27 protein-coding genes, 1 other RNA gene and 1 pseudogene are annotated in these 26,135 nt (G+C 43.5%); 7 read left to right on the top strand and 22 right to left on the bottom strand.

The window, feature by feature from the left end; genetic code table 11:
• Positions 1 to 16 precede the first annotated feature (16 nt).
• From CWD77_RS14760 to CWD77_RS14750, 3 genes are all read left to right on the top strand, one after another.
• Positions 17 to 751: a zinc ribbon domain-containing protein gene (locus tag CWD77_RS14760; RefSeq protein ID WP_101074361.1), complete on the top strand. Its 735-nt coding sequence runs from the start codon at positions 17 to 19 to the stop codon at positions 749 to 751.
• Positions 752 to 832: 81 nt separating this feature from the next.
• Positions 833 to 1,201, top strand: an RNA gene (gene rnpB / locus CWD77_RS14755) — RNase P RNA component class A.
• Positions 1,202 to 1,351: 150 nt separating this feature from the next.
• Positions 1,352 to 1,867, top strand: a complete 516-nt coding sequence (locus tag CWD77_RS14750; RefSeq protein ID WP_101074360.1) for a DUF4168 domain-containing protein — start codon at positions 1,352 to 1,354, stop codon at positions 1,865 to 1,867.
• Positions 1,868 to 1,946: 79 nt separating this feature from the next.
• Here the strand turns inward: CWD77_RS14750 and smpB are convergent, their stop codons facing one another.
• The 4 genes from smpB to CWD77_RS14730 all read right to left on the bottom strand — a co-directional run bounded on the left by smpB (position 1,947) and on the right by CWD77_RS14730 (position 5,448).
• Complete coding sequence (gene smpB, locus CWD77_RS14745; RefSeq protein WP_101074359.1) at positions 1,947 to 2,432, bottom strand: SsrA-binding protein SmpB; 486 nt, start codon at positions 2,430 to 2,432, stop codon at positions 1,947 to 1,949.
• Positions 2,433 to 2,519: 87 nt separating this feature from the next.
• On the bottom strand, positions 2,520 to 2,954 hold the full coding sequence (locus tag CWD77_RS14740) for a tetratricopeptide repeat protein (protein WP_133120247.1): 435 nt from the start codon (positions 2,952 to 2,954) through the stop codon (positions 2,520 to 2,522).
• 16 nt (positions 2,955 to 2,970) lie between these two features.
• Positions 2,971 to 4,176: a site-2 protease family protein gene (locus tag CWD77_RS14735; RefSeq protein WP_101074357.1), complete on the bottom strand. Its 1,206-nt coding sequence runs from the start codon at positions 4,174 to 4,176 to the stop codon at positions 2,971 to 2,973.
• A 36-nt stretch (positions 4,177 to 4,212) separates the two neighbouring features.
• Positions 4,213 to 5,448, bottom strand: coding sequence for an arginine deiminase (locus tag CWD77_RS14730; RefSeq protein WP_240596839.1), 1,236 nt, complete (start codon positions 5,446 to 5,448; stop codon positions 4,213 to 4,215).
• Positions 5,449 to 5,623: 175 nt separating this feature from the next.
• Here CWD77_RS14730 and CWD77_RS14725 point away from each other — a divergent pair, with 175 nt between their 5' ends.
• Entirely contained in the window at positions 5,624 to 6,475 is an 852-nt protein-coding gene (locus CWD77_RS14725; RefSeq protein ID WP_101074356.1) for a transglutaminase-like domain-containing protein, read from the top strand.
• Positions 6,476 to 6,634: 159 nt separating this feature from the next.
• Here the strand turns inward: CWD77_RS14725 and CWD77_RS14720 are convergent, their stop codons facing one another.
• Complete coding sequence (locus tag CWD77_RS14720; RefSeq protein ID WP_101074355.1) at positions 6,635 to 8,896, bottom strand: glycosyltransferase; 2,262 nt, start codon at positions 8,894 to 8,896, stop codon at positions 6,635 to 6,637.
• A gap of 161 nt (positions 8,897 to 9,057) precedes the next feature.
• On the opposite strand from CWD77_RS14720, the gene CWD77_RS14715 reads away from it, so the two are divergent.
• The gene (locus CWD77_RS14715) at positions 9,058 to 10,215 is read left to right on the top strand and encodes a hypothetical protein (RefSeq protein ID WP_101074354.1); all 1,158 of its coding nucleotides are present in this window, start codon (positions 9,058 to 9,060) and stop codon (positions 10,213 to 10,215) included.
• A gap of 72 nt (positions 10,216 to 10,287) precedes the next feature.
• Here the strand turns inward: CWD77_RS14715 and mtgA are convergent, their stop codons facing one another.
• From mtgA to CWD77_RS14635, 16 genes are all read right to left on the bottom strand, one after another.
• Positions 10,288 to 11,238, bottom strand: coding sequence for a monofunctional biosynthetic peptidoglycan transglycosylase (mtgA, locus tag CWD77_RS14710; RefSeq protein ID WP_101074353.1), 951 nt, complete (start codon positions 11,236 to 11,238; stop codon positions 10,288 to 10,290).
• Positions 11,239 to 11,312: 74 nt separating this feature from the next.
• On the bottom strand, positions 11,313 to 12,728 hold the full coding sequence (locus CWD77_RS14705) for a sensor histidine kinase (protein WP_101074352.1): 1,416 nt from the start codon (positions 12,726 to 12,728) through the stop codon (positions 11,313 to 11,315).
• Positions 12,729 to 12,890: 162 nt separating this feature from the next.
• Positions 12,891 to 13,400, bottom strand: coding sequence for a hypothetical protein (locus CWD77_RS14700; RefSeq protein ID WP_101074351.1), 510 nt, complete (start codon positions 13,398 to 13,400; stop codon positions 12,891 to 12,893).
• 476 nt (positions 13,401 to 13,876) lie between these two features.
• Positions 13,877 to 14,329, bottom strand: coding sequence for a DUF302 domain-containing protein (locus CWD77_RS14690; protein WP_101074454.1), 453 nt, complete (start codon positions 14,327 to 14,329; stop codon positions 13,877 to 13,879).
• 242 nt (positions 14,330 to 14,571) lie between these two features.
• Complete coding sequence (locus CWD77_RS14685; protein WP_101074349.1) at positions 14,572 to 14,940, bottom strand: helix-turn-helix domain-containing protein; 369 nt, start codon at positions 14,938 to 14,940, stop codon at positions 14,572 to 14,574.
• Positions 14,941 to 14,954: 14 nt separating this feature from the next.
• Positions 14,955 to 15,248 carry a type II toxin-antitoxin system HigB family toxin gene (locus CWD77_RS14680; protein ID WP_101074348.1) on the bottom strand — a complete coding sequence of 98 codons (294 nt, stop codon included), beginning with the start codon at positions 15,246 to 15,248 and terminating at the stop codon, positions 14,955 to 14,957.
• 165 nt (positions 15,249 to 15,413) lie between these two features.
• Positions 15,414 to 15,590, bottom strand: a complete 177-nt coding sequence (locus CWD77_RS15585) for a hypothetical protein (RefSeq protein WP_165779165.1) — start codon at positions 15,588 to 15,590, stop codon at positions 15,414 to 15,416.
• A 191-nt stretch (positions 15,591 to 15,781) separates the two neighbouring features.
• Positions 15,782 to 16,072, bottom strand: a complete 291-nt coding sequence (locus CWD77_RS14675) for a HigA family addiction module antitoxin (RefSeq protein WP_069129901.1) — start codon at positions 16,070 to 16,072, stop codon at positions 15,782 to 15,784.
• 22 nt (positions 16,073 to 16,094) lie between these two features.
• Positions 16,095 to 16,385, bottom strand: a complete 291-nt coding sequence (locus CWD77_RS14670; RefSeq protein ID WP_101074347.1) for a type II toxin-antitoxin system RelE/ParE family toxin — start codon at positions 16,383 to 16,385, stop codon at positions 16,095 to 16,097.
• A gap of 281 nt (positions 16,386 to 16,666) precedes the next feature.
• On the bottom strand, positions 16,667 to 17,344 hold the full coding sequence (locus CWD77_RS14665; protein ID WP_101074346.1) for an ABC transporter ATP-binding protein: 678 nt from the start codon (positions 17,342 to 17,344) through the stop codon (positions 16,667 to 16,669).
• 2 nt (positions 17,345 to 17,346) lie between these two features.
• Positions 17,347 to 18,603: an ABC transporter permease gene (locus CWD77_RS14660; RefSeq protein ID WP_101074345.1), complete on the bottom strand. Its 1,257-nt coding sequence runs from the start codon at positions 18,601 to 18,603 to the stop codon at positions 17,347 to 17,349.
• Positions 18,600 to 19,694: an efflux RND transporter periplasmic adaptor subunit gene (locus CWD77_RS14655; RefSeq protein ID WP_101074344.1), complete on the bottom strand. Its 1,095-nt coding sequence runs from the start codon at positions 19,692 to 19,694 to the stop codon at positions 18,600 to 18,602. The genes CWD77_RS14660 and CWD77_RS14655 overlap by 4 nt, the downstream gene beginning before the upstream one ends.
• Before the next feature lie 4 nt (positions 19,695 to 19,698).
• Positions 19,699 to 21,030: a TolC family protein gene (locus tag CWD77_RS14650; RefSeq protein ID WP_165779164.1), complete on the bottom strand. Its 1,332-nt coding sequence runs from the start codon at positions 21,028 to 21,030 to the stop codon at positions 19,699 to 19,701.
• Positions 21,027 to 21,440, bottom strand: coding sequence for a DUF2147 domain-containing protein (locus tag CWD77_RS14645; RefSeq protein ID WP_101074342.1), 414 nt, complete (start codon positions 21,438 to 21,440; stop codon positions 21,027 to 21,029). The genes CWD77_RS14650 and CWD77_RS14645 overlap by 4 nt, the downstream gene beginning before the upstream one ends.
• A 180-nt stretch (positions 21,441 to 21,620) precedes the next feature.
• Entirely contained in the window at positions 21,621 to 22,388 is a 768-nt protein-coding gene (locus CWD77_RS14640; protein ID WP_101074341.1) for a LytR/AlgR family response regulator transcription factor, read from the bottom strand.
• A 2-nt stretch (positions 22,389 to 22,390) separates the two neighbouring features.
• Entirely contained in the window at positions 22,391 to 23,377 is a 987-nt protein-coding gene (locus tag CWD77_RS14635; protein ID WP_101074340.1) for a sensor histidine kinase, read from the bottom strand.
• Positions 23,378 to 23,793: 416 nt separating this feature from the next.
• Between CWD77_RS14635 and CWD77_RS14630 the strand changes: the two are divergent.
• Both CWD77_RS14630 and CWD77_RS15725 read left to right on the top strand, forming a co-directional pair.
• Positions 23,794 to 24,516: pseudogene (locus CWD77_RS14630) on the top strand (IS110 family RNA-guided transposase); the annotation flags it as partial.
• A gap of 53 nt (positions 24,517 to 24,569) precedes the next feature.
• Positions 24,570 to 24,704 (top strand): hypothetical protein, encoded by a 135-nt coding sequence (locus CWD77_RS15725; protein ID WP_276307526.1) that lies wholly within the window; start codon positions 24,570 to 24,572, stop codon positions 24,702 to 24,704.
• 343 nt (positions 24,705 to 25,047) lie between these two features.
• Here CWD77_RS15725 and CWD77_RS14625 read toward each other — a convergent pair whose 3' ends face one another.
• Positions 25,048 to 26,055, bottom strand: a complete 1,008-nt coding sequence (locus CWD77_RS14625; protein WP_165779163.1) for a 6-bladed beta-propeller — start codon at positions 26,053 to 26,055, stop codon at positions 25,048 to 25,050.
• Positions 26,056 to 26,135 lie beyond the last annotated feature (80 nt).

The following is a 26,135-nucleotide window of genomic DNA, read 5'->3' as shown; positions in this document are numbered from 1 at the left end:
TTCTCTATATAAAGCCATGCAAGAGGTACTTCAACAATTAGCCAATTTACAGTACATCGACAGTCGAATCGACGAGATCAGACAACTTCGCGGCGATCTGCCTGAAGAAATTCTTGATATTGAAACGAATATTAACCGATATAATGCTCGTATCAACCAGCTTGAAGAGGAAGCCGACAGTTTAAAATCTGAAAAGAAAAAACTGGAAGTGGGCATCGAAGAGTCTTTGGATAAAACTAAAAAATATGAAGAACAGCAGTTATCCGTTCGAAACAATCGCGAGTATGATGCTTTAACCAAAGAGATTGAAGCACAGAAAACATTTGTTGAAAATGCTGAATCAAGGTTGGAAGAGATCGCAAAGAGACAGGAAGAGGTTGAAGGTGAGCTCGAAGTGAACAAAGAGAAGCTGAAAGAGACTGAAGAGCTCCATGCAGATAAAAAGAAAAATCTGGACAAGGTCGTAGCAAGCACAAAAGAGGAAGAAGAGAAGCTTCTTGAAAAACGCGATGAGCTCGAAGAAGAGCTTGACAGTCGCTATGTGAGGAGCTACAACCGTTTAAGAGATGGACTTGCCAACGGAATGGCTGTTGTTGCAATGGACAGGGGAGCCGCACACGGAATGGCTCTGCCGCCTCAGACACAGGTAGAAGTTCGAAGAAAGAATAAAATCATTATTGACGAAAACAGCGGGCGAATTGTTGTGGATCCTTCTTTCTTTGAAGAAGCCAAGAAACAGCTCAAAGTTTAAAATACTCTCTCTTTATTTACTTCTTTTGACATTTATACGTTTAAAGCAACTCTAAACGTTATCACTGCATCGATTTAAAGTGAAGATTTCCGGGCAATCGCTTCCCGACGTGTCGGGAAGAGGAAAGTCCGAACACCAACGAGAACCGTGCTTCCTAACAGGAAGGTCTCTTTTTTAAAGAGGACAGAAAGTGCCACAGAAAACAGACAGCCTTTCCGGTTTAGCCGGACGGGTGATGGTGAAAAGGTGAGGTAAGAGCTCACCGCCCCCACGGTGACGTCGGGGGGCAGGGTAAACCTCACGGGGTGCAAGTTCACGCAGGCTGTGCGCCTCTCGTCGCTATACAGCCGGGTAGAACGCTTGAGCTTCGGAGCGATCCGGAGCCTAGACAAATGATTGTCATCCCGATTTATCGGGACACAGAATTCGGCTTACAGGAAATCTTTACGAATTTTAAAGGCTATTAGGGTTATATCTGGTAGCCTTTTTTGTTATTGGAGAAAAAAAAGAAGATTTTGACAGAGAAGTTAATGGATAATAAAAACCAATATTTTAGGTTATAGACCTAGAATAATCAATACTAAATAATAGACAGACTACATGAAGTTTTTTAAAAGCATAAATATCGCACTGATAGCTATCCTCTTTGGAGCAGGTTCACTGTTTGCCCAAGTGCAACAACAAACGCCACCGCCACAGCAACAACAAGAGATGCCGGACCTGCCTTCATCTGATGATGTAAGTGATGAAGAAATAGAGCAAGTTGCCAATGCGATCAACGAACTGGGCCCTATTCAGGTTGAAGCTCAGGAAAAAATGGCTGAAGCTGTTGAAAAAGAAGACATAACCTTTGAACGATTTCAGCAAATGATGATGGCCATGCAAAATCCACAAGCGGCTGATCAGGTAGATGTTACTGACGAAGAGATGGAAAAACTTCAAACCCTGCAACCGGCACTGATGGAAATTCAGTCTGAAGCAGACGAGAAGATGATGGAAAAAATCGAAAGTAACGGTATATCTGTCGAGCGATATCAAAATATCGTAATGGCTGCTCAGCAGGATCAGGAACTCAGAAGCAGAGTTGAAGCTCTTCTTGAAGACGAAGAAGAATAAGCGAATTTAAATTCGATTGATATAAAAAAGGGTGTTGTGATGAGCAACACCCTTTTTTTGTATAATTTCAGGAGATCGTTTAAAGGTTCACTTTGTAGGAGCCTTTGATTTTGCGATCCAGTTCACGGCGCACATCTTTCTGTTTGATGTCTTCCCGCTTGTCATACTGTTTTTTACCGCGAGCCAGACCCATCAGTACTTTGGCGTAGCCCCCTTTGAAATAGAGTTTAAGAGGAACCAGGGTAAATCCCTTCTGGTGCATACTCTTATCGATTTCACGAATCTCACGCTTTTTTAAAAGAAGCTTTCTCTCCCGGCGTTCATCATGATTGCTGTAAGAACCGAACTTGTACGGCTTGATATACATGTTTTTTAGCCAAATCTCCCCATTCTTAAAATAAGCAAATGCTTCATTCAGGCTCGCTTTACCTTCACGTATAGACTTCACTTCAGTACCCTTCAATACGATTCCCGCTTCGTACGTTTCATCTACGTGATAGTCGTGACGAGCCTTACGATTCTCAATTTTGGGAGGAGCGCTTTTTTTGGATTCTTTTTTAGCCAAAGTTCTCTGTTGTTTTAAATATTAAAACGACGCTTCAATTCTAAAGGTATCAGCTAATGCATTTGATACCAAAGATTATACACTAAATCAGTAGTCGAATCCGACTTCCCGAAGAGCCTCGAGTACTTCAGGTTCAGGCTGACGATCGGGTATCGTTGAATAGATATCCATTATCTGAATAATCTGATCGCGCGCCATTTGGTTATCAGGGTTTAATTTGAGCACCTCTGTGAACTGGATCAAAGCATTATTCATACGTGTTCTCATTTCTGTTTGATCGAACGTATTCATGCTGTGAAGACCATAATTCAGATGAGTCTTTTCCAGTAAAAATCGGGTATCCGGGTTTTGAGGATCTTCATCTTCCAGAAGATCGAGTGCTGTTTCATACCTGTTTTGATCAATCAACTGATCAATCTGATCAGAAAGGCTTAAGTTGGGATCAATTTCAACATCGGTATCCTCATTACTGCAAGAGATAAGAGTTACCAGGAGTAAAAGGGGGATTAATTTTTTTAGCATTGTGTTTTTTGGTTCTTTAGTTGACAAAATAAATTGGCGTTGGGCTGATACAAAGCAGGAAAATAACCATGCTGATCCATCCAAGGCGTCTTCTGCCCGGAGAAAGAGTCTGTTCATAGATTACCGGCGGATGTTCAATTTTAACAAAATAAACGAGAAAGAAACTCCATACCACCCATATTAATGACCCGGATTGAGCAAAACTTCCTACCCAAAAATAGAGATAAGCGATAGAAACTATGAGCGATAATGCCCAAACAGGGGCAATCCACTTATGTTCTCCGTAGAAGCCTTTTCGCACTAGAAATAGCAGAGCAAGTGCCCAAATAATTAGCGAAGTATACCCATAGCCGGGAAACCACTCCTCGATGGATAAGAAGAGGAATGGGATTGCCTCGATTCCTCCCAATGCAGTGATAAAACCAAAACTGATACGTGCAACTCGTTGATGTTTTTTATACCCGATTAACGAGTAGAGTATATGTCCTCCATCGAGCTGCCCTACAGGAGTCAGATTTAAAGCGGTAAAAAAGAGACCAAGCCATCCTGCAAAAAGGAATGGGTAGTGATACATCTCGTACATGGGAGGAACATTATCAAAGAATGATGCCAGAAAAGAGAAGAGAATAGTATCACCAATTAGAATTGTGGCGGCTTCTTCCGATTGAGGCTCAGGCGCTTCATCCGGGAAATTTCCGGTTTCCTGAACATGTGAAATGACTTCTTCATGTCCGGCAAAGTTTTCAACGAAGGAAGGATCAGGAAGCGTGGAAAATCCGTAGATCAAAATAACCAATGAAACCACAAAACCGGCAACGGGCCCGGAAATCCCGATATCAAAGAGTTTTTTGGTATCGCGGATCTTCTCTTCAATTTTGATGACAGCTCCCATCGTACCGATACCGAGAGGAATAGGTATAAAGTATGGCAAGGTTACTTTTACGTTGTGGTATACGGCAGCAAAGTAGTGCCCAAACTCATGGGTGCCTAAAAAAGCCAGAAGCAGTGCTGCAAAAATGGCTCCCTGCGGCCACATCTCCCAATAGGATTCAACATTTGCCGTATGACCAACCCAAAAAATACCCACAAACGTAACGCATATGAAAGTCGCCACGAAAAGAAGGAAGTGCTTGGTCATTGTCCATGCCGAAGGGTTATTCTTCTTTACCGGTTTGATGTCTGAATTCTCTTCCTGAGGAATGTTGTATTGGGGAAATGACAAATTATAGCCTGTTAAGTGATTTTGATTCTATAGCAATTAAAGTTGAGAACGAAGAACAGGCATTGTCATACACCGTGCTCCACCTCGTCCGCGGCACAATTCATGGCCCTGGAAGCTAATCGCGATTTTACCCTCGTTTTTATAGTCGAAAGATTTGTCGGTGAACTCCTCAATAAAATCGTACTGATCCATCTGCTTATAGCCGTGTTCAGCCATCATTTCAAAGGTTTTTGTATTTCGTCCATATCCTACAATTACGCCGGGAGCCAGCGCAAAAACATTTGCACCGTCTGTCCACTGCTCGCGGTACTGATTGATCTGCTCTTCTCCACCGCATTTGATAAAGTTAAAATCCTGTTCGGTTACCTCTTCAAGAGCATCCTTCAGGGATTTGCACCTGCGGGTTTGTACGTGATCACCCGAAGCGTAGAGGTCTACAACATTATCTTTTTGCTCTTCAATTGCGGGTGGAAACACAATACATTCATTTTTATCGGCAAAGGTAAAGATCGTATCCAAATGCATGGATGAACGCTGTTTTGGAATATCAACGGCCAGTACATGCTCCACACCGGTTTCGATCAGTTTCTCAGCAACGTTCATCAGGCCGCTGAAGGATGTTCGCTCACTCATTCCAATCAGAACAACTTTATCTGTAGCAACAAGCACATCTCCACCTTCAATAGATTGATTGCCGGTTATGTTGATGGTGTTGTTCTTTACTTCGCTAAAAAGCGGATGATGCTTTACAATCATATTCATCAGAAGGAACTCACGGGCGCGTGCTTTTTTTGCAGCGCGAGACAAAATGATATGATCCCCCACCACTGCTGATAAATCACGCGTGAATAAAAGGTTCGGAGCCGGATTCAGATTGAATGCGCGTTTAGGAGGAATGGAGCCCTCTACAACAAACTGAAGCAGTTTTTCGGCGGGAAGTTCTTTCAGATCGGATTGAATGGTATGAATATTCTCGTACGGCAGCTCCTTAATCATTAGTTCGATAAACTCTTCGCGAACGGATTCTTCCCGGAAACATTTCAATGCCAGGTCCAGAATTTCAATCACTTCACCGTCTTCCGGCATTGCCGCCTTGAAGATTTTGAGCATATCCAGATGCTCCTGCCTGGCGTCATTTTCAAAGATGATATCATCAAAAAGGAGTTCGTCTTTAATGACCGGATTAACCAGTGAGACTTCGTGGCCCGGCGTGTGAACAATTACTTTTTTGAGCGGATGAATTTCCGAAGGAATACCTACATTCATGATCATAATTTAAGTCCAAATTTGAAGCTTGTAAGATATAAAAAATCGAAGAGAGATCGGTCTGTCTCAATTTAATTTTGATGTACTAACCATTGAGTGGAAAGAACTGTATCTTTTGATGAATCATAAGGCGGTTTTATCCGTTGTAATGAGTGTTTTTAGGCAATAACTGAAGTTTTATATGGCAACAAAGTCCGAAATAGAATCATTGATTTTTCTACTGGATGATCCTGATCCCGAAGTACAATCCGGTGTACACAGTCGGCTGAGAGAATTGGGTGAAGATGCAGTTCCATTATTGGATCAGCATAAAAGCGAAACGGTCGGTGAATCGGAAAAGGAGATTATTAACAACATTATCTACAACATCACGATCGGCTCACTTCTCGAAGAGTTTGCAGATCTGATGGATGAGGGAATTCATAACAGCCGTCAATTGGAGAAAGCTGTTCTAAAGTTGTCAAAATTTGGCACACCCACCTTGCGAGCCGAAAATTATTCGAGGAAGCTGGATAAGCTAGCACAGCAGATCAGTTCTGATATTGCCTACACTCCTTCTCTCCGTGAAAAAATGCACATTATGTTGCAGTATGTTTTTCGTGAGCTCAGGTTTAGAGGGGACGCAGCCAACTACCATCATCCTGAAAATTCTTTGATGGATCGCGTGATTGACAGGCGAAAAGGAGTACCTATTATGCTGGGGCTCATTGTGATTTTTCTGGCCCGGCGACTAAATCTCCCATTCTATGGGGTGAATATGCCTATTCATTTTCTGATTCTTTTTGAGAGCCCAAGTGAAGGAGTTATAATAGATCCGTTTGATGGGGGATCAATTGTGAGCTATGATCAGTGCTACTACTTTCTGAAAAAAAATGGTGTGGAACCCCGACCCGATCACTTGAAAAAAGCAGACGAGATTGAGATCCTGGCACGATGTATTCGTAACCTGATACACTCCTACAGCAAAACCGGTCAGCAAAGAAAAGTGAAAGATTTACGCCAGTTGCTCCAACTGGTTGAATTGAAGGGGTAGACACTTAAAGTTTTGGTAAGGAGATATTTAGAGGGGTATTCAATAAAGTTAGTTTGAAATTACATAATGAATGTGAGAACTAATCTGAAATTCAGCTAATCATCCCCCTTGCTCACTGCGTTCGCTTCCCCCTTCAAAGGGGGTGTACTTTAAACTCGCCTACAGCGTGAACTCGATGGTATTCTCTTCCGGCGAAAATCGGTAAGGATCCATTTGTGCAGCCATTTTATGGAAAGACTCTGCCTCTTCATTTTCTCCCGTCTGCTTGTAGAGTTCTCCGGCAAGGTAAAACAGATCCGGGCTGGCGGGGTACAGTTTCAGCATCTTGGTAAGTAAAGGGGCTGCTGCCTCGGTCTCTTTATCAGCTACATGAATTTTAAGGCGGAACAGGTCAAAAACAGGGTGAGAATTCCCGGCCTTTTCCAGGTAGTGTTTACAGCGTGAATAGATATTTTTTCCAAAATAGTAGTGGACAAAAAGAATCAGGAGAGCCGGCGGAAGCTGAATGTCGTCCAGTCTGTCTTCCAGTGTGCGGAGCAGCTCCCGTTCATCTGCAATCAGCAGTGCCGAAACGATAGTCATCAGTTCCCGATCATTCCAATCCGTTCGCAGAATTTCCGTTTTTATTTCATCCGTCAGATAATCCTGAACAAGATGAATCCACTCCGGTTCGGGCTGAAGGGGATCTTCCGGCATTCCCAGCATTTCAAACCGATCGGGATGTGATCCCTGATTTGGCATTGAAAAAGACGGTTCTCCATCCCACTTTTCGAAATATCGTTTCCGGTTTTTCCATTTTAAGTGCGGTACAAGAGAAATTCCCATCATATCCAGAGTGCGCCCTTTTTGATGAGTTACCGCAGCCCGGTTGGCTACTAAAATCTTATGACCTGAATCTAAAATTTGAAAGCAAAAGTCCTCCATATCGAAATGGCAAAGTCTGTACTCCTCATCAAACCGAAAACCGGATTGATTGTTGATCATAAAACAGCAACTGTCTACCACATCGGCATCTGAGATTTCTTCATCCGGAGTATCCGGCGATTCCTTATCAGATTGAATAACCGGTGCTACAAGTCCTGCATCACTACTCTTTTTAAGAACTTCTACCAGGGTCTGAATGCAGTTTTCACCGGGATGAACATCGTTGTGCATAACCAGAACGTGCTCACCTTTTGCGGCTTCCAGGCCCTGATTAACAGAAGAACCAAACCCGCGGTTGTTCGGGTTGGTTATCACGTTGATATTTAAAAAATCATCTTCTTTAAGCTGATGCAGATACTCAAACGTGTCGTCAATACTGGCATTATCGATGACGATCAGTTCAGATGAATCAGAATCTGTAATCTGGTCCAGGTGAACCAACGTGTCTTCCAGCAGACCCTTGCCTCGTCCTGTTGTAGGGATGATAATGCTGAGGGATATTTTTTCGGGTTCGGCGATCTTTTTCTTTTCAGTTTCTTCCCGGAAGAGTTCAGCCTGAGACTGCGGCCTGCTTTCCAGTTTATGCAGGGAATGCTTCAACTCAGCAGCTTCAACATGTCGCCGAAGTTTTTCAAGAGATTGAATTTTGATCCGAAAAGCCTCGTAGTGATCCGGCTCTTTTTTCAACAACTTGTTGACGATATCGAGCGATTTATTAGCATCACCCTGCATTAGCAGTTGACGTGCCTTCACCAACAGGTCATCTTCAGACTGTGCCATGCTCTCGTCCGATTTGACGTTTTTTAGCAGTTCAATTAATTGGTTCTGCTCCTCGTCACTGTCTGAAATTCGCATGGCTGAAAAAAGAAATTCGCGAATATCTGAAGCAGAAGCATGAACGGACTGGCTCTCTGATACCACAAAAAATGGATCGGTCTGATGCCAGGCATTGTGCTGATGCAGTCTCATTGCAAGTTCTGCACCGTGCAAGTTTTGAAGATGCGGATTAAAAAAAAGTTCAGAACCCTGCAATACACTTCGATTCCAGATCAGACAGCCGTCTGATGGCAAATCACCCTCGGTGGCGCCACTAATCCAACCTTTCAAAGAGTTCGGAAATGTGTAATCTAAAACCCAGATACCGGCCGGATCAGATTTATATCGACGGATGGCTTCAGTGAGCAGAGATTCATTCAGACGTTCGGCCTGCAGAGGTGCCCACATCAATGGAGCAGTTGATTGTAAAATTGCCTCATTTAGAGAATTGCCGCGGCCTGCCGGCGATTCATGCTCAAAAAGATAGACCCTATCACTGTTTGCCGTGTTCAGGGTTTGATGAATAAACTGAGAGGTTTCAATATCAGCCGCATCATTAATGATAATGATCTCAATTCCGGGTATGCCAAATTCCGTGGTTTTGGTAAGAAGGTCTTTAAAATGTGCCTTCCGGGCATGTGTGGTAAGTATAACTGAAAGCTGAACCTTATCTTGCATCATGAGTTTGTTTTAAACAAATATACAAGATGATTGGCGCGGAAAAAAAGCGAGATTAAACAGTTTTAACAGAGGAACATAATTGACGTTTCAGTTTTCAAAATGTTGGCTTTTACAACTGTTTTTTAGTAATCTGTGCTCAATTAAAACATAAGGTGGTGTTCATGAAAAAATTAAGCTATCTCCTGCTGTTCTCATTTTTATTGATCTCGTGCACGTCTTCGCAAAAAATGCTCGAACGCGGTCAGTATGACCAGGCCATTGACCGGGCCACTGAGAAGCTGATGAAAAAACCCAATAACTCTAAAGAACTGGGTGTGTTAAAGGAGGCGTTCGAACTGGCCAATATGTTCGATAAGGAACGAATTGAGTTTTTGGAACTTGAGGGGCGCGAAGAGAGCTGGGTCGAAATTTATGAGCTCTATGAGCAGCTTAACTGGAGACAAAACAAGGTCCGTAGACTTCCTTCTCAAATCCGGAATGAGTTTACGTTCTACAATTATGATAACCAGATTGTGGAATCAAAAATGGCCGCTGCGGAGGTTTCTTACAACAGAGGCCTCGATTTTCTGGAGCGCGGCGATAAAATGAGTGCCCGTCAGGCTTATTATGAATTTGATACGGCTGCAGAGATCTATCCCGGTTTTGAAGATGTAGACCAAAAACTGGCTGAGAGCCATCAATTAGGAATGAACCACGCGCTCTACTTTATAGAGAATAACTCCGGTATGGTACTGCCCGATTTTTTCGATGTGGAGATGAAAAAAACCACACTGAAAGATCTTAATACCCATTGGTTAAACTTCGATACGTACGAAAATGAAAATACGGAGTACGACTATTTTCTGATTTTGAATATTACAGAGATCTCTTTTTCACCCGAAACGGTGGAGCGAAAAGTCTATTCAGAGTCGAAAGAGATACAGGATGGTATGCGGTACGAGTATGATGATGACGGGAATGTGAAAAAAGATTCAACCGGTACGGATATTCGAGTACCCAACATGGTTACAGTTACGGCCGAAATTACGGAATCTGAACAGTCCAAAACGGCATTCGTTGCAGGCTCTCTGGATTTTTATGATCTGAAAACCGACCAGCTGCTTCGAACGGAAACAGCCTCTGTTGAAGCGGTTTTTGAACATCGTTATGGAGAGGCGAAAGGAAACAGTGATGCCCTTTCTGAAGAGACGGCAGAAATTATCGGCGGTCGTGCTGTTTCGTTTCCAAGTAACGAGCAGATGTTGATGGATGCTACGGAATTACTCAAAAACCGGTCCAAGACCGTAATATCCAGAAACCGGCGCTTGCTGGAGAACTAAGGTTGAGCTGTTTATTTTGGGAAGGCTGAGAGATCAATAGTATCGATTGCGATGCGAATCCGGTTTTGGATTTTAAAAAGATTTGATCGAATCGGGAATAGTTGCGGTTGTGTCCGGTTCGGATATCTGAAGCAGTGAATCGGGTAAATCCATCTCATTGAGCTCCTGATCATCACTGCTATCCGATGAGGTCGTATCCCGCTCTTCTGAAGTGAGGTATTGATCCATTTCAAATTCAGTTTCCAACAGAAGTGGATCGATATCATCAAATTCATCAGGAATCTCATCCGGATCGTCCGTTTGATAGTATGCAATGCCGCTTAGTTGCGTCATTTGTCGGAGAATCCATACGCTTCTTTCTTCTGCAAAAGGTGATGGAGGTTCTACCCTCATCCGTTTCGGGCTCGGAAGTACAGCTGCAAGACGAGAAGCCATTTCGGGAGTAATTTCTGATCCGTTTATTCCCCAGAACTCATCGGCAGCTTTGCCGATACCAAATATTCCGGGACCAAATTCGGCAATGTTCAGGTAGACTTCTATAATTCGCTCTTTGCTCCAAAAAAGTTCAATTGACAGGGTTATGCCAGCCTCAATACCTTTTCTTAAAAATGACTGAGACGGTGAGAGGTAGAGATTCTTGGCAACCTGCTGGGTTATGGTGCTGGCCCCACGCGTTCGCTCTCCGCTTTGCCTCTCCTCCCAGGCCTCACGAATAGACTCCATATCAAATCCGCTGTGGTCCCAAAACAACTGATCTTCGGATGCAATCACGGCCCATTTCATATGCTCAGGAATTTCTTCGGCCGGCACCCAGAACTCTTTTAAACTGTATCGCTCAGTTTGTAATTCCGTCCAATCCTGTTGCAGCGTAAAGCTTGTGGCAGACGGATTGACCCATCGAAGAGCAATTACGGAAGCCAAAAATAGAAACAGGAGAAGTGCAATCAACCCAAGTGCGGAGATCAGATAAAATGACCACCGTTTATAAAAAGGGACTCTGGTTTCTGCCGGATGGGTTTCCATTTAGAATGAACCTGATTGATTAAATGAATGAGTAATCAAGAGGTAATAACGCAGAAATTCAGATAAAATGGGAGTCAGGATCCAAAATAAACGGTAAATGTCGTTCCTTTATCCGGTTTACTGTCTACCTCAATACAGCCCCCAAGGCTCTCTACCTGATTCTTGGTGATGTAGAGGCCAATTCCCTTAGAATTTTTATTACTGTGAAAAGTGTTGTACATCCCAAACAGTTTCTCGCCATACTTATCCAAATCAATACCAACACCGTTGTCTGTTACTTTAAGAACCGGACCACTCTCACTTTGATAGACTTTAACCCCGATTACGGGATTACGCTTTGGATGTCTGTATTTGATGGCGTTTGACATCAGGTTTAATAAAATACTCTCCATGTAGGCTTGATTGTAGTGTACTTCAAATTCTTCCGGAATCAACGACTCAAAATCCACATTGTGAATCATGATCTCCGTAGACAAAATATCTTTCACTTTTTGATATACTGTAAATAGATTTACCGGCTTTAAATCGTAATCAGATTTGGACTGACTATCTACTATCTCGTTTAAATCTTCAATCGTTTCGTTAAGACGATCCGAGGCGGTAGTTAAATGAGCAAGCAGTTCGTCCAGCTCCTGGTCAGATTCGGCTACTTCTACAAGAGACAGAATCATGGTAATATTCCCGGCGTGATTCCTTAGGTTATGAGAAACGATGTGCGCAAAATTTTGGAACCGGTTATTCTGATCACTGATAATATCGATCGTTTCATTCAGTTCATCTTGCTGCCGTTTACTTTTTGTGATGTCTTTTGTGATTCCAAACGTCCCAATAATCTCACCGTTTACACCGTACATTGGAATTTTTGAAGTAGATGCCCATTTAACGCTCTGCTGACCATCCGAAAAGACTTCCCTTTCAGATTTGTCAATAATCGGTTTTCCTGAACGGAGAACATATTTTTCATCTTCCAGGGCTTGTTGTGCATGTTCATCTTGAAAGAAATCGAAATCAGTTTTACCTACTGCTTCCCCGGGATTTTCCAGGCCAAATTTCTCAGCACACGTTTGGTTGATCCGTATAAAACGACTCTCCCGATCTTTAAAAAAGATACTGTGAGGCAAGTGATCCATCAGCAGCTTCAACAGGTAGCTATCACTTTCAGAAAGGTCATCGGATTCAAACTCTATCTGACCGGATATGATTTGGCCGTTCAATAACTCCCCGGAAACTTTTATTGGATGAGATGGGCTTTCCCCGTTTTTGAATGCACAATATTGAAGGAATGCAGTACAATCAGGATTTTCTAAAAGCTCTTCTATTTTTGAAAAAAATGAGGGCTGGTTATCAGGATCAATCAAAAATTCCCAAAACTCATGGGGTGGCAATTCGCGGGAAGGGTTAACCCCAATCCGTTCCAGTAAACGCGAACTACATGTAATCTCTTGATTTTCAAGATTCCAAACCCAATACCAACTGTTTAAATCTCTCATGGCTTTGGACTTTTGGTTCGGTAGACGAGCAATAAAGTTAAGAAAATCTAATAAAACTTTTTATTATAAATAATCCCCGGTAAAAAATGGCTCTATTGTGCCAAAAAAAAGATTTAAGAAATGAAATGGCAAATTAACTCACGACACGTTGGTTAGCTGCAGCTAAAACTGTTTAAGAATTCGGGGTGAATTGTTTTCCACATGGATGCTCAGCAGATACCGGATGAGATCGGTTTCTCCGGGCTCATGATTGAACCTTGTATGTATTTCCCATTCAGTCTCATAATTTACATAATCAATCAGTTTCTGATCAAAGTTTTCACCCAATCCCGATTGTGTAACTATCTCTTGAATTTTCAAATTGGAGTTGAAATGAATAAGGTAGTGTGCAGTGGTTTCTTCCGTTTTTGTAAAGCTTTGAGTGGATAAGAATTCATTGAGGTTGCCGGTTTTCTCTTCGATAACAAATGGTCTCTTCAGGTTTGGAATCAGTCTCTTCAACTGTTGCAGGTGACTGACCCTGCGGTTATTAATCTCCTCCCTTACAAGATTTCCATCCGATGTTTTAATGAGAGAGGCATAGCTGCAAGTGTTGATAAAAAAATCACCCTCTTCTGTTTCAGTTAAAGACAACAGCCACTCTTGGCCGGGCTTCAGGCTTATTTCGCACATCGATCCGTGAACGGGTCCCTCCGCTCTGCCGGCCGCAACAACTTCGAGGGTGCCTCACCTTTAAAAGATAAAACGGGCTCAATTTGAACACTATACTGATGATTGTTGATGTTTTCTGTCTCGATGATTTTTACAGTACCAGTAAAACCGGAGCGGATAAACTGCTCATTGATATCCGGTGGAGGCATACAGCTGCAGGCTAATGCAGCAGCCGCTGAGACGAGTAAGAAAAATGGAGTCAGTAACAGAGCTTTTATCATAACAGTTAAAATATAAATTTGACCAAAGACCTAAACTTCAGGATGCACGTCTCACATAAGGCCCGGGCGATGAACGGTTTTTGGATTTACCGAAAGATCTGCTCTGGGATAGTTACATATTGCGGTGTCGGATGTCTGCGGTTTATGTATAACCCATACAGGAACCTGAAAATTACACGAAAATTTGTACCGGCAAATTTATCACTACTTTAACTTTTAATCAGATGCTGCTTCATTTACTATAGCGGCCAGGGCCTCCTCAATGTTTGAAAGTACATCGTCGCAATTGGATATACTGTGTCTTTTTTCTAAATACCTTGGATGGTTATAGGATATCCATGTGATCCCTTCACTGTCTTCCCAAACCAAAGCTTTTTGGGGAAGATCAAGGGCAACACTTTGCTGACACTTCATAAGCGGGCTTCCTGCTTTGGGATTTCCAAAAATAATCAATTCCGTTTCACGCAACTCTACCCCTACATCTTTTGCTGCCTCAGAATGCATAACTCTGTCAAATATGGTCATTCCTTTGTCTTTAAGTACTTCTTCTAATCTGTCGCCTGTTTCCTCCACCCCGAAAGAACTTTTAACATCAACCATACCGTCGTCTGTGCAGGCACTAAGGGTTACAATCAGTAGCGCCAGTAATGTGGGTATGAACCTTTTCATATGAATCTCCTTCATGTTTTGGTGTAAGGGTTACTTTGAATTCTGTAATACTAAATCGGTCCACAGGAATCATTCAATTAGAGTTTTAAAGCCCTGGGACAAAGAACTTGAGAAATTATACGAAGAGATTCACGAATTAACTGGAGGCACTTTAGTCAAATAAAGACCCTGCATTTGTACGGTGGGGCAGTCAACTCAAAAGCCAAGCAATCAACGCGAAACTGTCAGTAGGAAGCACTTTGTTATGAAACCGGTTCTGCTTCCTGAATTAAAATTTCAGCCGGTATACCAAGTTTTCTGTACAAGATTTTAATTTGACGTAGCGATAGTGATCTCTTACCAGATAGAATTTCGCTCGCTCGGGATTTCGAACCTAAAATTTTTGCCAAATCTTTTTGCTCCATTCCAAGTTGGTCCATTCTAAACTTAATCGCTTCAACCGGTTTTGGTGCTTCTATAGGAAAGTGCTTTTTTTCGTATTCATCCACTAAAATTCCCAGTATTTCCAATTCGTCGCCTTCGATACTTCCGGGCTTGGCATCAAAGATTTCTTCGATACGATCTAATGCTTTTTGATAATCGTTTTCGGTATGTATGGGTTGAATTTGCATAATTACTATCCGTTTTAAATTGTCGTTGCATCAATTTTGTCGTATTCGGCATGAGTACCTACAAAACGGATGAATACCTGTCCGTAGTCATAATTAATTTTGACTACTAACCGATAGTTATTGCCCTTAATATTGAAAACCACTCGATTGTCAGGAAGAATACTGGCAGATGGATAATTATTCTTTATATCTGCTGGAGATTCCCATTGAGAATTTTCAGCTTCAGAAAACCACGCCTTTAATGCATCTTCACTGTCCGAATGATTAATCCAAAATTCGCGTAATGTTTTTCGGGCAAATACTCGCATAGATGAATATAGAAAGTTCCATTATTGGGAACAAGTATAAAGTTAGGTTACATAACAGTGCGGTATTTCTGCGGCGAGTCGATCAATTATCCAAAGCCCCAAACTGCAAACTCATCCGCTTGAGCCGCTGGTTATTTGGTGTAGCACAGGAAAGGTGAGTGGAAGCTATGCTGGTTGCTTAGAAACTTTTTTATAGTTCTCTTTGATCTTCGATCGCATTTTTTCACCAAGCTCAGACTTCTGCTTCTTCATCAGTTTCCTGAACTCCTTCAGCTCTTCATCAGACCAGGGTTCTGACTTAACAACGAAATCAATTCCTTTGGGTTCTTTAACTATAGCCATGGGATTAATCCTTAAAATATTTTTTCACAAGCTTCAATGCGTTAACGGTTTCGATGTACATTCGTTGTCCTTTGAAATGCGTGGCACCAAGTTTTTTCTTGTAATGTTCAATTAACGGTTTGGCGGTTGTGCGTTGAGCTGAAAAATATTCCATAGCCCCAAAGCTAATACGAATCCGCACAAACCGCTGGTTATGCCTGAACAGTTTTTAGGGATTTGATGTGTCTGTTTGGACGATTTGATGACAGATCGTGCATAGACTGTAAATTCAGCCAAAATTCAGGAGAGGTATCGAACGCCTCGGATAGTAGCCATGCTGTATCCGGAGAGACTCCTCTTTTACCTCTTACAATTTCGTTAACTCTTTGAATCGGTATATCAAGATGATCTGCCAATTCCTTTTGGGTCAAACCCATCGGTTCAAGATACTCTTTGAGTAGGATGGTTCCGGGATGTGTGGTTACTCTGTTTTTTGGAATCATGATGATTCATTCATGTTATTCATTAATGATAATCGGCAATGGCAACGTCATAAGCACTTGAATCCTGCCAGCGGAATACGATTCTCCATTGGGCGTTGATTCGAATACTATGAAAACCTTTGTAATCACCCCGCAATGCTTCCAGCCTGTTGCCGGGTGGTGAACTCAAATCATCAAGAGAAGTGGCTGCATTCAGGATATCTAGTTTATAGGTGGCAGATTCAAGAATTTGGGTCGGAAGCTTCCTGACCTTACTGCTTGAGTTGCCATGAAACAGATCTGAGGTTGCTTTATCTCCGAATGATTTGATCATTCCTTAAATTAATGGATTAACGGTATCCATGCAACGAAATTGTTTTGTGAGGGCATAACAGTATGGCGCATAACTGGCGTACGGATTACTGTTGAATTAGCAACTAACGAATGATGAGTCATAAAAACCAAGAGCGGCAGAGAATAGGCGAGGCTCGTCCAAGTTAATGCGCTGTTTAGTGGGCTAGGATTTATGATTTTAGTATTCTTAAATTCAAATTACGCTGACTCCAACGAGACATAACATGTTGTAAACATTTACAGCACTTAGCAATAAAATATTTAGCGATACAACTTCCCGTCCGCGAGCTCAATTACCCGGTCGCAGTTGTCGGCGAAATCATCATCATGGGTTACAGCAATTATCGTCTGCCCCCGGTCTCTGGCAAGTTGACGAAATATGTCAAAGACGATTTTGGTATTTTCTGAGTCAAGGTTACCGGTAGGTTCATCTCCCATGATAATTGCAGGCTCATTGATGAGTGCCCGTGCAATGGCCACCCGTTGCTGCTGTCCGCCGGATAGTTTGCTGGCCAATTTGAACGCCTGGTCTTTGATCCCCAGGAGGTTCAAATTTTCGAGTGCCTCTTCCCGAATTTGTTCATCGGGTTTCTGCTTCAATTTCAGTGCAGGCAGCATCACATTATCCAGGGCCGAAAATTCCGGTAGCAGATAATGGAACTGGAATACAAAACCGATATTGCGGTTACGAAATGCAGCCAGGTCATTTTGGCTTTTCCCCTTCAGCATCGTTCCGTTAATCGAAATGGATCCGTCATAATCGGTATCCATAGTGGAAAGCACATACAGTAGAGTTGACTTACCAGAACCGGATTTGCCAATCAAGGCCAGGAATTCGCCCTGCTTCACATCGAAGCTGATGTCTTTTAGTACCTGGAATTTTTTGGGTTCATAAAAAAACTTGGAAATATGTTGGACTGATAAAGCGTAATTATTCATGATTATCCTCTTATAATTTCTACAGGATCAATGCTAGCGGCTTTCCGCGCCGGCAGGTAGCCTGCTATAAATGTGGTGATGAGTCCGAACATGAAGGCTAGCCCGTAATCGTCGAGGTTGTAGGTCATCGGCAGCACCTCCAGGCCGGCGACATTGAAAGGAATGTTGTTAATAAGTCTTGAGACCACATACCCAAAAGCCATGCCGACGATTCCGCCCAACAAACCGATAATCACAGACTGGGTCAGGAATATTTCTACAATATCGTCACCGTCAAATCCCATCGCTTTTAATATGGCGATCTCTTTAATCTTCTCATTCACGGTCATATTCATGATGTTATAGATACCGAAGCCGGCAACCAGCAAAATAGTCAGAGAAACAGCTATTCCGAGAATATCCCGCAATTCACTACCCGCTTCCAACTGGCCGCTGGCTTCCATCCAGGGTTCCACCTTGTAGGGTATCACCCGGGAAAGGGTAGTCGCCGTCTGTTCCGACTTATTGAAATCCCGGACGTTTACCTGTATGTCGGTTACATAGCTCATGTTCTTGGAGAGCAGCTGGCGGGCAGATGAGATTCGTATATACCCTTTGGAATTGTCCACGCTTATAATGGAGGTTTCCAACAACCCTACAATCTCATAGCTTTTGGATAAGCCGTCAGCGGTGGTCACCTGAACGCGATCCCCCATATTCAGACTCAGCTTGCGAGCCAGACCTTTGCCAAGTACAATGCCATTGCTGCGCGTAGAAAGATTTTCCCATGAGCCGCTGGTGACATATTTTGAAGTATCGAACAGCTTGTCCTCGCTTGCTACATCAACTCCCGATAATTGCCCGTTCACCTGTATGGCACCATTTCGATAGAAGATATTGATGTTTACCTGTTTTGAAACCGCCTTCACTTCCGGTTGCCGCTCGGCCACCCTAACGTATTGGTCTGCATTTTGGATGCCTTCAGTATACTTGATGACCCGTGGATTCCGAATATTCACCGCCACGGTGTTATCTGGGGCCATCTCCAGCAGGTTGGTTTTGTCCTCAGGCAGATCGTTGTATATGCGGATGTGAGCCATGGTGCTAAAGGCCAGTTCGGTCTGCGTATCGTTAACACCGTTGAGAAATCCATTCAAAAAGATATACATGGATATCCCGAAGGTCACACTCAATACCGCTACCAGCAACTGCTTTAGTCGAGAGGTTAGATGCACCAGAGCAATCTTCGTGTTGGTAGAATTTATTGGAAATAATCTCATAGTTTAAGCATTATAGTGTCCGTAGTATCAATGCCGCTCGTAATCTCCACCCATTCGGTATTTTTGATGCCTGTTTTAATAGGAATTTTATTCCCTGTTCGACTTAAAACAGTATCTCCCTCCATCAAATAAACAGCTGGAATTACCAGGACGTCCTCTTTTTGCTGGATGATGATGTTGGCCTGCAGTTGGGTGCCGGGGAACAGCGTTTGAAGATCATCAGAGAATTGGGCTTCCACGATAAATGATTGCTCTTGCTCATTAAACGCAGGATATATTTTACTAATGTTTGCTTTGTAGGTCCGGTCGGGATGGGTATTCAGGGAGATGACCGCTTCCTGTCCCAGCGCAATCTCGTCGATATCTTCCTCGGCTATATAGAGTTTGATGAGTGTTTCACCACCACCGATTTGTGCAATTGTCTCGCCGCGGCGCACCAGTTCACCCTGACTTTTGAAAACATTCAGTACCTGTCCGTTGGTGGAAGCGCTGAGTACATAATCATGACTGCTTTCGCGTTGAATGTCAAACTGTTTTTCCGCATTCAGCAGGTTTAACTCAAGGGCGTATTGCAGATCTGCCAGTGACTTTTCGAGGATCTCGACGTTCTTCTGCGAGCTCTCGTGCTGAAGCTGTGCTTTTTCATAATCCAATTGTGATACGGCTTCGGTAGTTACGAGCTCGGAATAGCGATCGAGGATTTTCCGGTCTAGCTCCAATTGTTTTTGCGCCTGCTCCACCTGCAGTTTCGCTTGCTGCAGTTCAGGGGAATCGGCTTGAGCCTTGCGTTTGGCATCACGGTAATTGGCCTCGGCAATCTCCAGGTTGGCCGACTGTACGTCGCTGGAAAGTTGAAACAGGGGCATTCCCGAGGTGACCGAGTCACCTTCCTGTACGTAGGATTGCTGCAGGTACCCCTCGGCAAAAGAGGTCACCAGGTATTCATCCGACGTGGTAATATGACCGCTGGCAAATACCGCATCGAGGATCGTTTTTCGCTCGGGACGGGTGGTTTGGTTGTCTGAGCAACCGGTAAACGCGAAGCTCAGGTAACAAACAAAAAGGAAGAGGAATAGTGTTGGGGTTTTCATGACTCTATTGTCTTGAAATGATGGTTGAATAATAACTGTACATGCTTGAAAGGGTATTCAGATAGTTGTTTTCAGCCTTTAGGTAGTCTTCAAACGTTTTGAAATAATCTGCGAGCGAAATCAGTCCCTTCTCATATTTTTGCAATGCAAGCGTACGGTTCTGATCCCAAAGCTGGTAGGTATCATATGCCGATTCAACTTGTGAAAGGCTATTACGGTAGTTACTTAGAAGTAGTTGATCCTGGATTTCAGATTGAATCTGTACCTGCTGCAGGTTTTGCTGAGCGATGGACCGCTCAATCTTTGCAACATTGACCTGATTCCTTTTTGCAAATCCATTAAAGATGGGTACCGACAGGCTGAACCCGATATAACTGTATGGATTCCAGTCACTGTCGCTAAAAGAAAGGCCGAAATCATCGCGGAACTGCTGCTGGCCCCAATAAGAGGTTAATGAGAGCTTGGGCAGATATGCCGTCTTTTGTAGACGAACATTAACCAGGGTTTGATCGGTTTGTTGTATGAACAAATCAAGCTCCTTGTCTGCTTCGATCTGTGGAGAGTCGGGCAGGACTGCGGATGTAATGGCCGCCTGATCCTCAAAATGAATGTCAGCATTGGCTTCCAGCCCCAGCAGTATCTTTAAGCTGGAAACAGCCTGATCGTACATCGAGGTGCTTTCGGAGATACTCTGCGCGATGTTATTCACGTTGATTTTGGCGTGGTTTAAAGCAGAGCGATCAACCATACCTTTCTCAAAATTCTGCCGCGTCAAAAAAAGCAGGCTGTCGGCGATACTCCGATCTTTCTCGCTGATCTGAATTGCTTTCTGGGTAATAATTGCCGTGTAATAGTAGAAGGCAACCTGCTCGCTCAGATGCTGCCTGTAGAGGTCGGTCTCTGCTTCGGTAATCATGACTTGGGCTTCGGCAATCTTTGTTTTCATACGCGACTGCCAGTCCAGGATGTTTTTTGAAATGGTAACGCCGGTATTAAAATTGTATTCCTGCCCGAATTGGGTTTCTATCGTTTGACCGGGCTGTCCAAAGATTTCGCCCGGAAGCACAGAGGTAGGCAGGTCCCGGTTATACTGACCGGTAAACGTGCCGGAGACTGTAGGATAGCGGCTACTCTTAGAGATGGAGACCTCCTTGCGTGCCTTCTGGTAATTCAAGTTGTAGACGTCCAGGTCAGGATTGTTTTCAAGGGCAAACTCGATGGCCACCTGCACCGATTGCAGCTTCAGTTGGTGCAGCGAATCGGGCTGCTGGGCAAGCGTTGGAAAGGCATAAAAGCAAAAAAATAGCAGTGGTAATATGTGATTTTTCACTTTCATAACCGGGTCCATGTTTTGGATGAGGAGCGAAAAAACCTGGAGACCGTAATTTTCAGTTCATCCTCATTAACAAGTTCCAGGGTGCATTTTACTTCTCGATCTTTCTTCGGTATGTAGAGCGTACCCTGCCATTTTCCCTTATCGTAAGTAACATCTGACAAAAGAATTGTGCCCAGAACCGATTCACGGTTTAAGTTGGAATTTGGATCCTTTGATGAGGCGGTTGAGGTAGTATCATCTATCCCCTCAACCCTGATAATCTTTCCAAAGTACTGCCCAGATTGCTTATATATTTCGACATGGGCTTTCTCATTTTCGGTGATCCAGATGCCGGCAATTTGGTCGGCTGACTGCCCCAGGGTTACCTGGCTGGCTAACAGGGCAAATAAAAAGAGTAGTAATCGCTTCATGGAATATTTGCATTAATATGTACTGTTATCTTTATGCTTTTTCGAAACAGAAAGCGTGATAAACTTGGGACTGTTCCTAGTGCAAATATGAAGCGTTGTGGACCCTAAAGGAAGGAAAAAGGTACTCTATTGAACAGATTGGCAACTGAACGGTACATCCAGCCGTTTGAATTGACAGGCTTATACCGGCTTTTCCATCCAGTCCAAAAACGTGGCAACTTTCAGACGGCTGACGACGGCTTTTTCGGGGATATCAAACGGTAGTTTGACGATTACTTTGCGCTTGAAGTATGGGGAAATTTCCTTGATGGCATCCCGATTCACAATCATCTGCCGGTTGATACGAAAAAACTGCGCCGGATCGACTGATGATTCAATCTCTTCCAGGCTTTTAAAAATGACATTTTTCCGGCCCTTAAAATTGTAGATGTTCACCATTTCATTGGCCAGATACACAAAGGCAATATCTGATACCCGGACCGGTACCATATTTTCCTGGTGGCGAACAAGAAATGTTTTTTGGTAGGCAGGCTCTTCTGCAAACAGGTATTTAATGGTCTGAGCATCAGGTGCAATTCCTTTGGACAGGGACGATTTCATGGCCTCTACTTTCTCAAGCGCCTTGTGGATATCTTCTTCTTTAAACGGTTTTAAAATGTAATCGATGCCGTTGCTCTTGAACGCTTTTAGTACGTGCTGGTCGTAGGCTGTACAAAAAATTACCGGGATACGAACCTCTGCTTCCTCAAAAATCGCAAAACTTTCGCCGTCTGCCAGCTGGATATCCATGAATATGAGATCCAGTTTATTTTGATGCTTCTTAAGATACGTCACTGTACTTTCAATGCCCGGGCAGGTGTGGACGACCAGATAATCGGATCGCTCTTCGATGAGCTCCTTGAGCAGTTCTGCGGTCTTTTTTTCGTCTTCAACGATTAAAACATTCACAACTAAAACAGTTTAATGGTCACTGAGTATTCTTCTTTGTTTTGCCGGATCTCAACCCCGTCTGGTATCCCAATCAGATTGTAGCGTTTCTTAAGGTTTTCTTGTCCCATCCGAAAAGATTGCTGTTCCGTTTTTTGGGGCTGGTAGTTGTTTGCCACCGTGATACTTTTTGCATCTTCCTGAAAAATCCGGATAATTAACGGTTGTTGCTCTGAAATTACATTGTGTTTAATACAATTTTCAACCAGCAACTGCAGAGCAAATACCGGCAGCGAATCGTGCATCGATTCCGGCCGGGTGTCGATGGTTACCGACAAGGCACTGTCAAAGCGTACGTTTAATAAGTAGAGATAGTTATTCAAAAAGTTGAGTTCCTCTTCTAAGGTGATCTGATGTGATTCTCGTGTTTGCAGTATCTGGCGGTACACATCAGACAGTTTTAACACAAACTCCTCGGATTGATCTTTGTCCGAACGGATGACCGTACGGAGAGTACTCAGCGAATTGAACAGGAAATGGGGATTGAGCTGCTTTTTCAACTGTTCAAGCTGTGCCCGGTAATTTTCGGATTGCAGAGCATAGTTTTCGCTCCGAAGCCGTTCATTTTCCCTCACAGATCGCAGCATCTGCTGAATAGTGATAAATAATGCGGATGCCACCAGCAATCGTAATCCAAGGCTCCACGCCGGGGGCCTGCCAGGGAAAATAATCCCGGTAAAAGAGAGGATCTGCTGTATCCCGATTGCCAATCCGATAGCGGTAATATTCCCCGCTCCCACTTTGATGTAATTGATTGGCACGGTGTTGCGGGGCCATAGTTTGTCATTGATATACCATAAGCCCAGTAAAATCGCAGAGGTAAACAGCCAGGTTGGTATAATTGCAACCAAGTCCCAATTTTCCTGGAACAGGGAGTTGTTTAAAATATTAAGCCCCGGCAGCAGCAGGGATATAATAATGGGAAGTAACTTTTCGTGCTTTTTCTGCATCTGCCTGAGTTCGATTCTAAAACAACAAGATACATATTTAGCAGATTACCCCGGTACTGCAAATACCTTATTATTTCTTTATCAGGGGTTAATAGATCGGCCCAGCGTTTAAACGGCGCGGGGATTAAAATTTAGTTGAAGTAGCGAAATTTATTCTTGGTAAATAAGTTTCCATCGCACCCCGTCCGCGTCCAATTTAAAACGCTTGATCTTTACAAAAAGGACGTCCCCACCTAGATTGTAGTTACCACACTAACCAAACTAAGGAGGACGTCATGATTCACGTTGGAAACGATTTACATAGCCGTAATATGACTCTTGTAGCAATAATTGACAACGGAAAGTTGCTGGCGGAAGAAAAGGTGAACAATACGCCTGCAAATTTAAGCTAGTTTTTTCGGCAATTTAACGAGCCGGTACAGTCTGTGGTGGAGTGCACCAGCTACTGGTATTGGGTGGCAGACTGGTGCAACGCACACCAAGTGCCATTAACTCTGGCCCACGCCAAGATGCTCAAGGCCATCAGCTATGCAAAGGTGAAAACCGACTCCGTGGATGCACGGACGCTGGCAGATCTACTTCGGGTTGGCTTGATTCCCGAAGCTCATCAGTGCCGGAAAGAACAGCGTGACCTGCGCGAACTCACCCGTGGTCGGCTTCGCATGATCGAACGCCGCTCAAGTTTACAGTCCAGCCTTTGGCATGTTGCCGCCAAGTATAATGTCCTTGTACAGGATGTAGGCTGGCGGTATCTGGACCGGCTGGGTGAATTTCTACAGCAACAGCTCCCCGAGGTAGCATGGATGGAGACGCAGCCGCTACTGGATCAGATCCGTTTGACACAGAATCATATTATTGCCCTGGAGCAGGCCATTGAGCAACAAACCGGTTTTCACGAGAATGTAGAACGACTCAAGGTCCTTCCCGGATTCGGGCTGGTCTGCGCCTGGACGGTGGTGGCTGAGATTGGCGACATTGCTCGGTTTCCATCGGATAAACAATTCGTCAGTTATTGCAGGCGGGTACCGGGGAGTAAGGATTCGGGCGGTAAACATCGCCATCGCAGCAAAAACAAAGATGGCAACCGGTATCTGCGCATCGCCTTCAACCAGGCGGCCATAGTCGCCTATCGGGATTAAAGGAACACTTCAAGAAAGTGAAGCGGCGTAGCGGCAAATAAGTCGCTCGAACGGTGGTGGGTAAAGAGCTGGCCAGGATTGTCTGGCAGATGCTTAGTAAAGGCGAAGAGTATAAAGGATATAAAGGCAGAATGACAAGAATTACCACTCAAAACTACTGGCCACAACCCATAAGCCCGGGCGCATAACAGAGACACTGCTTTTACAAAGCAGCCAAGTTCGCACCGCTTGATTGGGACATGGGTTGTTGGTTCGGTTTTAGATCTGGGATCGTTCAGGTTAATCCAGAACAGATTCGGCCGTAGTGCCGGAAGTAAGCCCGTAAAGATGTTTGGACGCCGGTAGTGTCAGCTAAAGATCAATGACCGGTCTTTCCATTAGTATGCAATTAATGTCAGAATGCTGAAGAGAATGAATGAGAACGTTAATTGACGGTGGGGAAACTATATGCCCTTGACAAAGTCCTTTTTAAAGAGGTTATACTGCTGAAATGCTTTTCTTTGGCAACTAATATTAAATATTTTGGAAGCTTCAATCTATGACTTTTAATCTGCGTAGTTTTGGAAAGTCCCTGCTGTCGGAGAGGTAAAGATTAGCCTGATCATCAAGGTTTAGAATAGAGACACTCAACCTTTCCATTTTGTCTATAAATGCTGTTCCTATACGATCTCCATCCATAGTAAAATGTTCAGAGCGTAATTCAAGTTCCCCATCATTTGACTCCTGAAATGAATAGTGAACCAATAGATCATCAATTGAAAAGATTCCTTGTGAAAAAGAATGAAACTGAGCTGCATACCGCCCCTCTTCGGGAAATGTAATGGGCATGTCAACTCGATCTGCCTGATCAAAAGCTGTGAAACTTGCGGGTTGAATGTGAAAACTTTGGCCTTCGATTGTCTTTGTTAAATTCCAGTTTCCCTTTTGAGTGGCGCTATAAACAAATAGCTCACCTCCGTAAAGAGCCGGAGCGTATGCAATGGATAGATCGGGCAACACCGCAATGGAGCCTGGGAAAAATTGAAGCAATACTCTTTCTTCTCTTTCATTTGATGTAAGTAGATCTTGAACAGGCATAAAACTGGCTTCGATGGTTGAAAATTCGTCGTCGGTTATGTGTATCATCTTATCATTGTGTTGACCAACGAGTGCAAATTTACTATTCGACAGTTCTGCGATCTGATGTACACGGGTAATGGAGGGTAATTGCCATGTTGAAAGAAAATTCCCATCCAATGAATAGGCGGTAATTCTGGCCTGGTTAGAATCCACAATTAATAGTCGATTGTGTGAGTCAATAAAAAGCGAGCTAATCGCTTGAAATTCACCCGGGCCGGATCCTTGACTGCCAAAACTGGATTGAAAGTCGCCATTATCATCAAAAACCCGAATGGAAGATTCCCCGGAATTAACTACATACATCCACCCTTGATCATCAACTTCAACGTGGGTAACACTTCTGAATATTTTATGATCAGGTGCTTCGCTGTCATCTGTACCAAGCAATAGGGTCTCTTCGTATTCTATATCAAGTACCAATGGTGTATCTGGATCTTGTGAACATTGGACTGTAAATAGTAACAACAAACTGAGTACGGAAGCTCTTTTTAAGAAAAATT

The organism is Rhodohalobacter barkolensis, from assembly GCF_002834295.1.
GTDB lineage: Bacteria > Bacteroidota > Rhodothermia > Balneolales > Balneolaceae > Rhodohalobacter > Rhodohalobacter barkolensis.
Note: the sequence above shows the minus strand (reverse complement) of the source record. Positions and strands in the feature narration are given on the sequence as shown.

Coding starts and splice junctions, on each gene's coding strand:
- CWD77_RS14760 (WP_101074361.1), top strand. CDS start 17: ATGCAAGAGGTACTTCAACAATTAGCCAATTTACAGTACATCGACAGT.
- CWD77_RS14750 (WP_101074360.1), top strand. CDS start 1,352: ATGAAGTTTTTTAAAAGCATAAATATCGCACTGATAGCTATCCTCTTT.
- CWD77_RS14740 (WP_133120247.1), bottom strand. CDS start 2,954: ATGCTAAAAAAATTAATCCCCCTTTTACTCCTGGTAACTCTTATCTCT.
- CWD77_RS14730 (WP_240596839.1), bottom strand. CDS start 5,448: ATGATCATGAATGTAGGTATTCCTTCGGAAATTCATCCGCTCAAAAAA.
- CWD77_RS14725 (WP_101074356.1), top strand. CDS start 5,624: ATGGCAACAAAGTCCGAAATAGAATCATTGATTTTTCTACTGGATGAT.
- CWD77_RS14720 (WP_101074355.1), bottom strand. CDS start 8,896: ATGATGCAAGATAAGGTTCAGCTTTCAGTTATACTTACCACACATGCC.
- CWD77_RS14715 (WP_101074354.1), top strand. CDS start 9,058: ATGAAAAAATTAAGCTATCTCCTGCTGTTCTCATTTTTATTGATCTCG.
- mtgA (WP_101074353.1), bottom strand. CDS start 11,238: ATGGAAACCCATCCGGCAGAAACCAGAGTCCCTTTTTATAAACGGTGG.
- CWD77_RS14705 (WP_101074352.1), bottom strand. CDS start 12,728: ATGAGAGATTTAAACAGTTGGTATTGGGTTTGGAATCTTGAAAATCAA.
- CWD77_RS14700 (WP_101074351.1), bottom strand. CDS start 13,400: ATGTGCGAAATAAGCCTGAAGCCCGGCCAAGAGTGGCTGTTGTCTTTA.
- CWD77_RS14690 (WP_101074454.1), bottom strand. CDS start 14,329: ATGAAAAGGTTCATACCCACATTACTGGCGCTACTGATTGTAACCCTT.
- CWD77_RS14685 (WP_101074349.1), bottom strand. CDS start 14,940: ATGCAAATTCAACCCATACATACCGAAAACGATTATCAAAAAGCATTA.
- CWD77_RS14680 (WP_101074348.1), bottom strand. CDS start 15,248: ATGCGAGTATTTGCCCGAAAAACATTACGCGAATTTTGGATTAATCAT.
- CWD77_RS15585 (WP_165779165.1), bottom strand. CDS start 15,590: ATGGCTATAGTTAAAGAACCCAAAGGAATTGATTTCGTTGTTAAGTCA.
- CWD77_RS14675 (WP_069129901.1), bottom strand. CDS start 16,072: ATGATTCCAAAAAACAGAGTAACCACACATCCCGGAACCATCCTACTC.
- CWD77_RS14670 (WP_101074347.1), bottom strand. CDS start 16,385: ATGATCAAATCATTCGGAGATAAAGCAACCTCAGATCTGTTTCATGGC.
- CWD77_RS14665 (WP_101074346.1), bottom strand. CDS start 17,344: ATGAATAATTACGCTTTATCAGTCCAACATATTTCCAAGTTTTTTTAT.
- CWD77_RS14660 (WP_101074345.1), bottom strand. CDS start 18,603: ATGAGATTATTTCCAATAAATTCTACCAACACGAAGATTGCTCTGGTG.
- CWD77_RS14655 (WP_101074344.1), bottom strand. CDS start 19,694: ATGAAAACCCCAACACTATTCCTCTTCCTTTTTGTTTGTTACCTGAGC.
- CWD77_RS14650 (WP_165779164.1), bottom strand. CDS start 21,030: ATGAAAGTGAAAAATCACATATTACCACTGCTATTTTTTTGCTTTTAT.
- CWD77_RS14645 (WP_101074342.1), bottom strand. CDS start 21,440: ATGAAGCGATTACTACTCTTTTTATTTGCCCTGTTAGCCAGCCAGGTA.
- CWD77_RS14635 (WP_101074340.1), bottom strand. CDS start 23,377: ATGCAGAAAAAGCACGAAAAGTTACTTCCCATTATTATATCCCTGCTG.